The following is a 12,412-nucleotide window of genomic DNA, read 5'->3' as shown; positions in this document are numbered from 1 at the left end:
GATGCAAGCTGATTAATTTAAGACTTAATAGATCCGATTAACATCCCTTTGATAAAATACTTTTGCAGAAACGGATACACGATAATAATCGGTATGACGGAGACGACAATAACTGCCATTTGCACACCTGCCGGAGATACTTCATTTACGTTTTCTAATAAGCTGCCCGCTTGCCCAAGGTCGTTACTCAGTACGATTTCCCGAAGCCGCAGCTGAAGTGGATAAAGCGCTCGTGTATTGATAAAATACAACGCCGATGAATAAGAATTCCAATGGGATACCGCGTAAAACAAGCCCATAGTTGCCATAACTGGTTTGGACAAAGGAAGGATGACGCTCCACATCGTGCGCAGCTCTCCCGCTCCATCCATTCGCGCGCTGTCTATCAGCTCAGTAGGCAGGGCTGAGAAAAAAGAACGCATGATGAACAGGTTATATGCACTGATGGCCGATGGGATGATTAATACCCATAAAGAGTCGATCAAGTGCAAGTTTTTGATGACCATATAGTTCGGTATGAGCGGAGCGTGAAATATCATCGTAATTAGGATTAAAATCAGAACTCCTTTGCGCATCGAATATTCGGATCTGGATAAAGGATAGGCCAGTGATGCAGTTAAAATCAGATTAATAAGCGTTCCGACAACGGTAATAAATATACTTACCATGAAAGCTCTCCAGATGGAGGTATCCCCAAGAATAACTTGATAATTCATAAGTGTCCAATCTACAGGGAATAGCTTAACCTCGCCTGCATTAATGGCATGAGTGCTGCTAAATGATTTGGCGAGCACATGCAGCAGAGGGAAGACCATCAAGCACCCGACCAGCATCAGAAATATATAGTTGAAAACGTCAAATAGGCGACCTTTATTTTTCATTTACTCTTCGACTCCTTTCTAGTAAAGTCCATCCCCTGATGCTTTTTTACTAAGCGTATTCCCGATCATGACTAGCAACAGTCCGACGACCGATTTAAAGAGGCCTATAGCTGTTGTATAGCTGTATTGCTGATCAATAAGACCCACTCGGTATATATAAGTATCGAGAATATCTCCATTGGTCTCATTAAGCGAATTGATAAATACAAACACTCGCTCAAAGCCAAAATCAAGGAAGTTACCGATATGAAGCAGGAACATAATCATGATAGTGGGCAAGATCGTCGGGATCGTTATAGATAAGGTTTGTTTCCAACGATTTGCTCCGTCAATCCGGGCCGCTTCGTACAGCTCAGGATTCACAGCAGCGAGTGCGGCTAAATAAACAATAGTTCCCCATCCACTGTCTTTCCATATGCCTGTTCCAACCAGGATGGTACGAATATACGAGTCCTCGCCCAGAAAATAAACGGAGTCGAGCCCAAAAGCATTTAAGATCTGGTTCACGATACCTGTCGTTGGGGACAAAATGCCAATCATAATCCCCCCAATAATGACCCATGAGAGAAAATGGGGCAAATAAACGACGGTCTGCAAAATCCGTTTATAGAAAGCTTTTCTCACTTCATTAAGAAGGAGGGCGAATATTATGGGAACCGGAAACGCAAAGACCATATCATATAGGCCGATCAGGATAGTATTTTCAAGAATTCTCAAAAACTCTGGATAGGTGAACATCCGCCGGAACTGATCAAGGCCAACCCACGGACTGCCTGTAAAACCTTTGAATATGTTGTAGTTTTGAAAGGCCATGATGGAACCCGCCAAGGGTAAGTATTTAAATACGATAAAAAAAATAATGCCCGGAAGTGAAATGAGATACAGCGCTTTATATTTGCGCAAATTGGTCATTCGTCTTTGGAATGGGGAAAGATCTGGCCTGCTCGCTGGCAATGCGGCTGGCACTTGTTGTGGCATAAATATCGCTCCTTTGGTTGCAGTTTGGATTTTGTTGTATGGCTAATGTTAATCCAATATCCAGGTCTTCAAAATGGAGATTTTTCGGCTTGCCTGTGTTTTATTACGATTGACTATTGTGCACAAATCTTGCGGGACTTCCCTGCAACTGAAGAAAAAGTATATTCAAATCCCTGACCATCGCTAATAAGAGATTGTTCTGGCAGATCGAGCGGAACGGCAGACCAAATTCGATATTCAGTGGTAACCGTAGAGTGAATCGTCGCTTCATCCAGCTTTCCTTGGCTCCAAGAAAGATCAACGGTAAAACCACCTCTTGCTCTCATCCCCCTTATGCTGCCTGAAGACCACTCCTTGGGAAGGGCAGGTAATAGTCGAAGTTCTCCTCGGTGGGATTGCAGCAGCATTTCTGCTACCCCTGCTGCTCCACCAAAATTGCCGTCTATTTGAAAGGGTGGATGGCAGTCTAAAAGATTCGAATACGTGGAGGAGGCTAACAGTTTAATTAAATGCTCATAGGCTTCCGCACCCATACCTAGACGGGCATAAAAGTTGACGATCCATGCTCTGCTCCAGCCGGTATGACCTCCACCTCCGTCAAGGCGGCGTTCAAGCGTTCGCCGGGCTGCTGCGGCAAGCTCAGGGGTGTGCCTCATGTCAATCTGTTCCCCCGGATGTAATGCGAACAACTGAGAAATATGCCGGTGACCTGCGTCTTGCTCTTCGTAGTCAAACAGCCATTCCTTAATCTGTCCATGACTGCCCACACTCGGCTGTGGAATGTGTTCAAGCGTCTCATGTAGTTCAGAGAGAAACATTGTATCTTCTTCTCCGATAATTAATGCCGCTTCCGAACAGGCGGATAGCAATGTATATGCGATTTGCAAATCCATGGATGGTCCCATACAGAGGCTGCCGCTGCTTCCGTCCGAAAGAAGGAAGCGGTTTTCCGGGGAGACTGAAGGCCCAGTAATTCGTAAGCCACCTTCCTCTACCATGTAATCAAGCAGAAAAATCGCTGCTTCCTTCATCACTGGATAGGCCCTTTCCTTGAGAAAAGAAAGATTCAGTCCAAACCGGTAGTGTTCCCACAAATGAAGGCATAACCAAGCAGCACCCATTGGCCAGACCGTGCAGGTAATTAGGATGCCTTCTGGTCGGGTTTCCGCCCATAAGTTAGTGTTATGATGAGCAACAAAACCGCGACAGCCATACATTTCTTTTGCCGTTTCTTGACCGTTCAACTGCATCCGTTCGATCAGATCAAACAGCGTTTCATGGCATTCAGCCATATTTAGGACTTCGGCAGGCCAGTAATTCATCTGGAGGTTAATATTAATTGTATATTTTGATTCCCATGGCGGGGTAAAGCTATCATTCCATATGCCTTGCAGATTAGCAGGCAACGTTCCTGGTCGAGAACTGGAAAGCAGTAAGTAGCGCCCATACTGTACATATAGTGCAACTAGTCCCGGATCACCAGACTCATTGGGATTGCTTCTTTCATCTTTTGCTTGCTGTAACCGCTGTAATCGCTTATCGGTAGGAAGCTCAGCGTACAGGTCTCCACCCCTAGTTAAATCGATTGAAAATCGAGCAAACCGGGACTTGTACTCCTCCTTATGCTGCTTTATTAGTGTTGCAAAAGACTGAGCCGTAGCTTGATCCAATTGCTCTAGACAGGCTTTTTCAGGTTGATCTACGCGAAAGGTACTCTGCGCTGCCAGCATAAGGGTGACGGAGTCTGCCCCCTCAATAGAGATGAAATCCCCGATGAGCCTCTGGCAGCCTCCTTGTTGAACTGCCCTTAGTGCTGTGCAAAAGCGAACGCCATCCGCTCCGCATTCCCCATTCATTAAAACTGTGTTTGCAGGACCAGTGCTACAGCCGGTATCGAACGGACGACGCATAAGATTCGCAGCCAACGTGATCTTGCCAAGTCTGTCAGCTGTCAATCGGACTAGCAATACACCGTCCGGTTCACTTATAAAATATTGCCTGTAATAGCGAACCCCGCCACAACGGTACGATACCGTAACGACCGCTTGCTCCAAGTCGAGCTCCCGCTCGTATTTTTCTATAACCTCACTGGAATCCAGAAACTTTAAAATCAAATCTCCAAGTGGCTGGTACGGCTGCTCATATTTTGGTGAAGCAGTCATAGCCATTCGTGCCAAATGTTCTGCCTCCGCCTGCCTGCCGTCTTTCAGCATTTGCCGAATCTCTGTTAAATATGGCTGAGCTGCAGGATTAGCTGCACGTCCAGGGCCGCCGTACCAAATTGAATCTTCGTTAAGCTGGATTTTATCTTGGCCGATCATACCGGACACCATTGCCCCGAGGCGCCCATTTCCTATGGGAAGAGCCTCATTCCAATTTGACGCCGGGCTTGTATACCATAATCGAAGACGTTCTGATTCCTGCTTGGTTGCCGGTAATGCTACTTCTTGTTTCGCTCGTCTTCTTTCACTCAACTCTTGTTCACCTGGCCTTTCCTATTTTCAGTTCATATCATTCGTCAGTAACTCCACTTCCTATGCTACTCTTGATCCTGATGTCTCTCCATGGCATAGATTGTTAGGGGTTGTGTTTTTTTATGATCCAAACTAAAAAGGATGCGGAAAATTCCGCACCCTACTGTAAATTATTTTTTTATATTATTGAGCGCATTTCGACCTAAACGTTCCATCAGCTGCTGCTTGTAGAGACTATTAATGACGACATGTTGACCGCAACTGCACCAATATCCATCTTCACGGGGCCGGGAATCATAATCGTTAGGAAGCAGTCCGGGTATCTTGCTACCAACATGGCCAATGGCGTAGTTTTGAGCGGTTGGTGGCCGCTGTAAAGTGAGCTCTCCTTGTGTATTCCAAGTCACATAATTCGCACCTGCCCAGCCATGTCCGCTGCCTAACCACGCCCTATCCCGAATAGAGATGGGAGCTTTGATATTATCGAACAGGCCTCCGACTGACCAGCGATGATGAGGTTCACTGGTGTTATAATTTTTAACAGCTTCTCCATCCAGAAATACATTCGGCCCCGGTACCCAGCTATCGACGGTGAACGCATGCCGCGCCGTCTCTGTATAAATACGTTGAGCGAGATTTAGCTGGCCCATCTGATGTATGACATAACGGCGACCCCCAGTAACCACACTGATCATATCGTACATTTGACAGTCCTGAACCGTAACCCATTTGGAATAACGCTTCATTTGAACTAGAGAATAGGACAGATGGTAACCTCTCACCTCTCGAACCCAGCCATTCTTCACACTGTTGAACACGACGAAACGTTCAGCATGTTTTTCGTCCGCATAATAAGAATCTGTTGTATCGTTATCCATCTTAATATCTATAATACTTGGGTCAAAATCGGACTCTACCCTCATTTTCTCTACCCCCACCTGCTGAATGCGGGCATGGTCTGTATATTTATAGATCTCTCCGCCGCCCCACTGACGTTCGATAGCATTCGCCAATGGGGCATCGACCGTAATCGTATTACCTACAATAGCAGTGATGACTCGGTCAAAATCCAGAATGAACGGTGACCATTGGGTTACGGTTCCACCCGGGCGCTTATAGATGTTATCCATACCAATTTCGTGAATCCAGTTTTTATTACCTATTCTGCGGACTATGATCTGATCGCCTACACGGTAAGCACTCCCGTCTTCTACATGGAAAGAACGCGAGCCTGAGGGCACATACAAATCTGAAATCATCTGCTTCGAGTTGCTGTCCAGCATAAGATCTGCATTTTCACCAATTTCAATTAGATTTCGCAGTTTCGCTCCGGTACCATAAAGAATAGTGCCCTCTTTGTCCTGACCTTCACCGCGAAGGACGATCCCGCTTGCTTTAATGAACAACGTGCCTCCGACTTCATATCTGCCTTTTTTCAAAAGGACTGCCCCGCGGAAGCCGTTCTTATCGAGCGGGAGCATAGCCAACTGGTCAATTGCCACCTGAATACGGTCCGTCGCGTCACCCTCCAAGGGTAGAACGGTCGACTTAACGGGAATATTCGGGATCTCAACACCACCACCCCTATAACCCGCATTAGAAAAGTCCAAGATCCGATTACCTCGATAATCACCGATATACATCATCATTCCATCGTTACCAAGGAAAGCGATTGTGCTCTGTCCCGCGGGGATGCTCTTTGGATCCAGCACGGTAAAATAATATGAGTCATACTGAGGAGCTTTTCCGTCCTGCTTGAGGGTCATTCGCAGTTCATAAGTACCCAGTAGATCAGCCGTGCCTAACGGTGTCCATTCCATTAACGAGTCTTTAACCATAGAAGTCTCAGGCAACTCAGTCACCAGTTTCGTTCTATCAAAAATCAATTCACCGGCAACCCTTCCGTTAACACACGGTGTGAAGGAAACCGTCGGGTACACCTGACTTGGATTGAGGATGGCTGGTTGGCCAATTTCAGTATTCATGTGCGTATGCTTCAATGTGGAATTAATAATAAAGAGTTCATCTCCTTTTCTATATTCACTCTCACATATCGGATACATATTACCTTGGCTTAAGAAGAATTAACATGTCATTTTTATCGATTGGAATGTGTTTTCTTATTCACCTATTTATGCAAACCCTTGCACCCGCATGGTGCTGAGCAACGATTAAGCCAAACTAAAGACAAGTTTCTAAAGGCACTAAATGGTAGATGAAAGTTTAGCTTAGGTAAAAAAAAGGCGCGATCCCCAAGGGTATCACGCTTTTTATCTAGCTTAGATTTCCTATAACTGGGTGTGGCACATAAGGCTCTTCCAGACTCGCTATTTCACTTGGCTCCAGCTTCACTGATACCGCTGCAACGGCGTCCTCCAGATGATTTGCTTTGGTTGCACCAATGATAGGCGATGTTACTGGCTCTTTTTGCAGAACCCAAGCAAGCGCTACTTGGGCACGTGGAATCCCGCGCTTAGCCGCAATTCCGGCAACTACCTCAACAACCTTGCGGTCAGCCTCAGCCATTTTTGCATAAAATGCCTTTCCGACTTCGTCTATCTCTGAACGAGCTGTTTGTTCATTCCAATCACGGGTTAGTCGACCTTTAGCAAGCGGACTCCATGGGATCACACCGATTCCTTCTTCCCGGCAAAGAGGCAACATTTCCCGTTCTTCTTCCCTGTAGAGTAGATTCAAGTAATTTTGCATAGAGACAAATTTAGTCCAACCGTTACGCTCAGCAACATGCTGTGCCTGCAAGAACTGCCAAGCATACATAGAGGACGCTCCAATATATCTAACTTTACCTGCCTTTACTACGTCATGAAGGGCCTCCATGGTCTCTTCGATAGGAGTGTCATTATCCCAACGATGGATCTGGTATAGGTCCACATAATCTGTGCCCAGCCGTTTTAGACTGTTGTCTATTTCGGTCATAATCGCTTTGCGTGAAAGTCCTGCTCCATTTGGTCCCTGATGCATCCGGAAAAACACCTTTGTAGCAATGACTACCTCATCGCGGCGAGCGAATTCTTTTAAGGCACGTCCGACAATTTCTTCGCTTGTTCCGTCAGAGTATACATTAGCCGTATCAAAGAAGTTGATGCCAAGCTCCAGTGCTCTTTTAATAAAGGGTCTGCTCTGCTCCTCATTTAGCGACCACGGAGCCATTCCACGTTCAGGTACTCCGTAACTCATACAACCAAGACAAATTCTAGATACATCCAAACCAGTACGACCAAGTTTTGTATATTCCATTAGTATGTGTCTCCTTTAGATTTTGGGTTTGTTTACTCCTAAACTGCGGCGAATTTCCATATCTGGTGACTCGGCCAATTTAACAACTAATGCAGCCACACTTTTTCGCGACACTTCTCTCCCTTTAAAAGGTTCACCTTTCTGAGTTGTTTCGTAGTCTATCTCGTCTTTATAGGTAAACCATCCAGGTCTCAGAATTGTATAGTTAAGATTTGAAGCTTCAATAATTTCTGCAGATTTACGATATGGATCCAATATACTGCTGTACTTCTCTCCTGGAACTTCATCGTAAATGCCCATTGAGCTGATAAAAATCAAACGTTTAAGACCAGTGGTGTTCATTGCTTCAACGATGGTCTTAGACATTTTCTCCAAATTACCTGCCAGATTAGCATAAACAACATCTTGCCCGATCATCGCTTCTTTTAATTGCTCACTATCCAACACATCTCCTTCAAATACTCGAGTGCGGCTGGATGTTATATGGCTTAATCTGTCCGAGTTGCGGAGATATAGTGTTAACCGGGCATCGGTTTCGTTCAAAAACAAATCAATCGCATGTCGTGCAATTCCGCCATTAGCGCCTATGATCAAAACATTGCTCAATTTCAAAACCCCTTTCTTAGTTCTAATTATGCGATAAATGAAGTGAACGCCGTTATCTCAATTATCTTAAATGATTGCCTATTCCTCTCACTATCACTAACACAAAAGATGTTTTTACTTTATAATTGAATAAGAACAAAACATTAGGAGGAGCACATGTCTAAAGAATTACTAGAGCGGAAAGAAGAACTCGCCAGATTGATTGAACATCATTCGAGCCAGGATGGAGTATATGAGACCGCTATCCCCTCATTGTTTGTGATTCGTAACTCCAATGTGACCGAGCCAGTATACAGAGTATACAAACCTTCTTTATGTTTCATTGCGCAGGGAACAAAGGAGATCTTATTGGCCAAGGAGCGTTTTGAGTATGGTCCCGCAAATTATCTAATATCATCAATGAATTTACCCGTTATCGGTCAGATTATAAAAGCTTCTCCCAACGCACCCTATTTAAGCTTTAAGCTAGAATTCACGCAGAGTCAGATTTTGAAAGTACTAAATGATTCCGAATTTAAACTCGCTCCGAAAGAAAATGCTAAGCGAGCTATGTATGTCGGGCAGATAGAGTTATCACTATTGGATGCGATCCTGAGATTGGTACGTTTGCTGGATGATCCCAAGGACATTCCGTTTTTGGCTCCGATTTATACTGATGAAATTCTATACCGGCTTCTGCAGGGACCCTATGGAGTTACACTCGCTCAAATTGCGATGGAAGGTAGCAGCACCTACCGCATTCGGGAGGCCATCGAACAGATTATCGAGAACTGTGATAAACCTTTGCGGATTGAAGAGCTTGCTGAAACAGCCAATATGAGTATTTCTTCGTTCCATAGACACTTCAAAGAGGTAACTGCCATGAGTCCTATTCAGTTTCAAAAGCATCTGCGCTTACAGGAAGCTCGCCGCCTTTTATTATCTGAATCAGCGGATGCAGCGGATGTCGCGTTCCGAGTTGGCTATGAAAGTGCATCACAATTCAGCCGCGAATATTCTCGGATGTTTGGTTCACCACCTAGAGCAGACATCAAGCGTTTGAAGGAAGATATGCTCATTGGATAAAAGCGAACGTGTTCGTCATTCACAATATGGAACTATCAGCTTAACACCAACTTGTATGGGTAACCTTTGCGCACAGGCTGATTCTATCGGGCTGGTCCTATCAGGTTTATCCTATCTGCTGATCACTATCGGACCCACGGGACCTTAAACGTAGTATTATCTCACATTTGGGATGCTAAAGGACCGCATAGCCGCTATTGGCTCAAAAAACACTCAATATGAATCTATTTCGAAGTAATAGCTGCATTGGGGTCCGAAACTATGCTTAAAAAGTGATAAATACGCAAATAACGTCCTCTGAGTCCTTAAGCCTAAGAGGTTGATAAATACAAGCTGAGGAAGACAACCAACAACAACCAAAAAACACAAAGCAGCGATTCATCCATACTTGGAGAATCGCTGCTTTGTATTTTTCACAAGCTAACACTGCTTTTTCTGACGATCACGTAGCCGACCGCCTTTTATTTCTTTTGATAGCTAAACCAATCATAATAAGCAGTTGTTCCATAAGGAGAGTAGTTATACATGCCGAAGAATACTCCAGTAAATCCGCCTGCGACTTCAGTAGATATCAAGTGTGTCTCGGCTTCGCCAAGCAGATGCCATATTTGATCCACACCTCGATAGTAAAATATATATTTTTCAGGTAATACCTGGATTCTCAATTCTACCCCTGTACCTTCGAAAGCCGAAGAATATGCCACACCAATTATGCTCCCTACCTGTCTGCGCAGCGTAATAACATTTTCACCTTCCATCTGCGTTAGTCCAATTGCGTAGTGATACTTCTGATCCATAAAAACTACAAGACCAGCTTCGTCACCCTCAAGAGGGCTAAATTCCATTTTGGTGGTAATTTCACAATTCAAATGCCGCTGTCTACAGCCAATAAAAGCAGGCGTACCCTTCTCATTTAATCTCACATCTGATCCACGTAAAGCTAGCCACCCTCCCCGTTCCTGCAATGACCAATCCACCTTATTAGCATTACGTATGAAATTCCAGCTCATTCTTAGGTCAGATTGATCAAAATCGTCGGTTTCAGGCTCTTCTTCCCACGGCATTGGTGAAGGCAGGTCAGCTTCCATTTCTAAACCAACCACTCCGTTATCACCAATCATTGGCCACCCCTCCTCCGTCCACTGAACCGGAGCCAAATATGTCTCTCTGCCAAGATGATGACGGTAAGGATAACCTACTGGTCGAATCCCCAGAAATACCGCCCACCAGCTACCATCCTGAGCTTCAATTAAATCGGCATGCCCTGTAGCTTGAATGGGGTAATCTGAACTTCGATGTGTCAAAATGGGATTGTGAGGAGACGATTCATAAGGCCCATATGGCGATCTACTTCTTGCAATAGTCTCCATATGTCCATATTCTGTCCCACCTTCCGCACACATCAAATAGTAGTAATCGTTTATTTTGTAAAGATGTGGACCCTCAGGGAATTTCCCTCCGCTACCAGTCCAGATCAAGCGTGTATCGCTAAGCTTTTGACCCGTTTCAATATCAATCTCACATTGGTAGATCCCCATCCCTTGCTCGGAGCCTGTGCTTGTGAAATAAACCTTTCCATCGTCAAAAAACAAGGAGGGATCAATGCCTTCCTGCTCCACATAAAGTGGATTCGACCATTCGCCTGCCGGGTCATCCGCCCAAACGTAGAAATGACCTCCGCTATCCTGATTTGTCGTAACCATATAAAAACGACCGTTATAATAACGAAGAGTCGGCGCCCAAACACCTCCGGACACCACGGATTCATCAAATTGAAGCTGATTCTCACGAGTCAAACAGTACCCAAGCTGCTTCCAATGCACCAAATCCTTGCTGTGCCAAATGGGTATTCCCGGAGAATAGGCAAATGAACTGTTTACCAGATAATAATCCTCGTCTACTCTGCAAATGCTTGGATCTGGATAAAACCCCGGGATAATCGGATTGTTATATTTCATGTAGTATTCTCCTTCTCTATCTTAATCACTGAAACCTATGTCAAGGATTATACTGCTTCAACTGGATAGAAAGCCTTGATTATTCGGTCCTAAAATAGCATGATATAGACATTCATCTAGACAAGCTTTTGGAGGGTAACGAGTTGAGTGAATTTTATTTAAAATGGTTTACATCTGATCGTCAATTTCCATTTTTTATTCAATACGGCTATCATGACGAAGACACCGATCTACATAGACATGCGGACTTTTCAGAGCTCGTAATTGTATTGAGTGGCACAGCTACACATATTGTTAATACTGAGGAGTCTTTTATCAAAAAGGGAAATGTGTTTGTAATTAATGGTTCGACCCCGCATGCTTTTAAAGATCCTCAGGATTTCAAGATCTGCAATGTTATGTTTCAGCCTGAATTGCTATCGACAGCTGGGGCAGATTTGCGGACATCCAACGGCTTTCAAGCCTTATTTGTGTTGGAACCCCTGTATCGCCATAAACATTCCTACACAAGCAAACTCAGCTTGCCGATTCCTAACCTGGAGTATGTCTCTTTTCTCATTGCGGGCATGATTGAAGAATATCACAACAAGCTACAGGGTTATCAGACCATGCTGGGCTCCAAGTTTATGGAACTGGTCGTCTATTTGTCCAGACAATATGACCCACAGGAAAAAGGGATTCAGGGGAACCATCTGATGCATTTGGCGAATGCACTCTCATATATGGAAGATCGTTATCTTGAGCCGTTAACACTGGATCAGATCGCCAAACATTCGGACATATCAGTCAGACACTTAAACCGGATCTTTCGCTCCTACTATCAGACAACCCCGATCGCTTATCTTCATCGTTTACGTCTGGAACGGGCTTGCGGGTTATTAAAGCATTCTAATCTCAGTATCACCCAAATCTCACATGAATGCGGGTTTAGTGATAGTAATTATTTTACTCGCCAATTCACTAAAATCTATGGGATGTCACCCAAGGTCTATAGGAACAAGCTTTGAGGGTAAAAAAAGAACACCAGGCAGCGATTCTCCTATTATTGGAAAATTACTCCCTGGTGTTTTTGAATTAATGCGCATTACCTGATCAGATTATGGGCAAGTGAATATAAACAGACTAATGGTCGCTAATCGCTTTTAACAAACCTTGAACTTGAGGCGATCGGAAGTTCCTCTCCGCATTCTTC

10 protein-coding genes are annotated in these 12,412 nt (G+C 44.5%); 3 read left to right on the top strand and 7 right to left on the bottom strand.

Translation table 11 applies throughout. The annotated features are described in order from the left end of the window. Positions 1 to 17 precede the first annotated feature (17 nt). The 6 genes from MHI51_RS15080 to MHI51_RS15055 form a co-directional block, all read right to left on the bottom strand. Entirely contained in the window at positions 18 to 881 is an 864-nt protein-coding gene (locus MHI51_RS15080) for a carbohydrate ABC transporter permease (RefSeq protein WP_076125649.1), read from the bottom strand. 18 nt (positions 882 to 899) lie between these two features. After that, positions 900 to 1,793 carry a sugar ABC transporter permease gene (locus tag MHI51_RS15075; RefSeq protein WP_051491014.1) on the bottom strand — a complete coding sequence of 298 codons (894 nt, stop codon included), beginning with the start codon at positions 1,791 to 1,793 and terminating at the stop codon, positions 900 to 902. A 179-nt stretch (positions 1,794 to 1,972) separates the two neighbouring features. Further along, on the bottom strand, positions 1,973 to 4,333 hold the full coding sequence (locus tag MHI51_RS15070; RefSeq protein WP_405174014.1) for a glycosyl hydrolase family 95 catalytic domain-containing protein: 2,361 nt from the start codon (positions 4,331 to 4,333) through the stop codon (positions 1,973 to 1,975). Positions 4,334 to 4,503: 170 nt separating this feature from the next. Next, positions 4,504 to 6,318 (bottom strand): hypothetical protein, encoded by a 1,815-nt coding sequence (locus tag MHI51_RS15065; RefSeq protein ID WP_342410836.1) that lies wholly within the window; start codon positions 6,316 to 6,318, stop codon positions 4,504 to 4,506. 289 nt (positions 6,319 to 6,607) lie between these two features. Then, positions 6,608 to 7,591: an aldo/keto reductase gene (locus MHI51_RS15060; protein ID WP_076276509.1), complete on the bottom strand. Its 984-nt coding sequence runs from the start codon at positions 7,589 to 7,591 to the stop codon at positions 6,608 to 6,610. A 15-nt stretch (positions 7,592 to 7,606) separates the two neighbouring features. Further along, positions 7,607 to 8,197: an SDR family oxidoreductase gene (locus MHI51_RS15055; RefSeq protein ID WP_076276508.1), complete on the bottom strand. Its 591-nt coding sequence runs from the start codon at positions 8,195 to 8,197 to the stop codon at positions 7,607 to 7,609. 156 nt (positions 8,198 to 8,353) lie between these two features. On the opposite strand from MHI51_RS15055, the gene MHI51_RS15050 reads away from it, so the two are divergent. Together MHI51_RS15050 and MHI51_RS15045 are read left to right on the top strand one after the other, a co-directional pair. Then, positions 8,354 to 9,262, top strand: a complete 909-nt coding sequence (locus tag MHI51_RS15050) for an AraC family transcriptional regulator (RefSeq protein ID WP_076278454.1) — start codon at positions 8,354 to 8,356, stop codon at positions 9,260 to 9,262. Next, complete coding sequence (locus MHI51_RS15045) at positions 9,255 to 9,410, top strand: hypothetical protein (protein ID WP_179087429.1); 156 nt, start codon at positions 9,255 to 9,257, stop codon at positions 9,408 to 9,410. Before MHI51_RS15050 ends, MHI51_RS15045 begins: the two co-directional genes overlap by 8 nt. A gap of 313 nt (positions 9,411 to 9,723) precedes the next feature. Here the strand turns inward: MHI51_RS15045 and MHI51_RS15040 are convergent, their stop codons facing one another. Beyond that, the gene (locus MHI51_RS15040; protein WP_405174013.1) at positions 9,724 to 11,220 is read right to left on the bottom strand and encodes a glycoside hydrolase family 43 protein; all 1,497 of its coding nucleotides are present in this window, start codon (positions 11,218 to 11,220) and stop codon (positions 9,724 to 9,726) included. A gap of 143 nt (positions 11,221 to 11,363) precedes the next feature. Between MHI51_RS15040 and MHI51_RS15035 the strand changes: the two genes are divergently transcribed. After that, entirely contained in the window at positions 11,364 to 12,227 is an 864-nt protein-coding gene (locus tag MHI51_RS15035; protein WP_076217573.1) for an AraC family transcriptional regulator, read from the top strand. Positions 12,228 to 12,412: the final 185 nt, after the last annotated feature.

The sequence above is a fragment of the Paenibacillus sp. FSL H8-0260 genome (assembly GCF_045040625.1).
Classification (GTDB): Bacteria; Bacillota; Bacilli; order Paenibacillales; family Paenibacillaceae; genus Paenibacillus_AQ; species Paenibacillus_AQ odorifer.
Note: the sequence above shows the minus strand (reverse complement) of the source record. Positions and strands in the feature narration are given on the sequence as shown.

Coding starts and splice junctions, on each gene's coding strand:
- MHI51_RS15065 (WP_342410836.1), bottom strand. CDS start 6,318: ATGAATACTGAAATTGGCCAACCAGCCATCCTCAATCCAAGTCAGGTG.
- MHI51_RS15080 (WP_076125649.1), bottom strand. CDS start 881: ATGAAAAATAAAGGTCGCCTATTTGACGTTTTCAACTATATATTTCTG.
- MHI51_RS15050 (WP_076278454.1), top strand. CDS start 8,354: ATGTCTAAAGAATTACTAGAGCGGAAAGAAGAACTCGCCAGATTGATT.
- MHI51_RS15040 (WP_405174013.1), bottom strand. CDS start 11,220: ATGAAATATAACAATCCGATTATCCCGGGGTTTTATCCAGATCCAAGC.
- MHI51_RS15075 (WP_051491014.1), bottom strand. CDS start 1,793: ATGACCAATTTGCGCAAATATAAAGCGCTGTATCTCATTTCACTTCCG.
- MHI51_RS15060 (WP_076276509.1), bottom strand. CDS start 7,591: ATGGAATATACAAAACTTGGTCGTACTGGTTTGGATGTATCTAGAATT.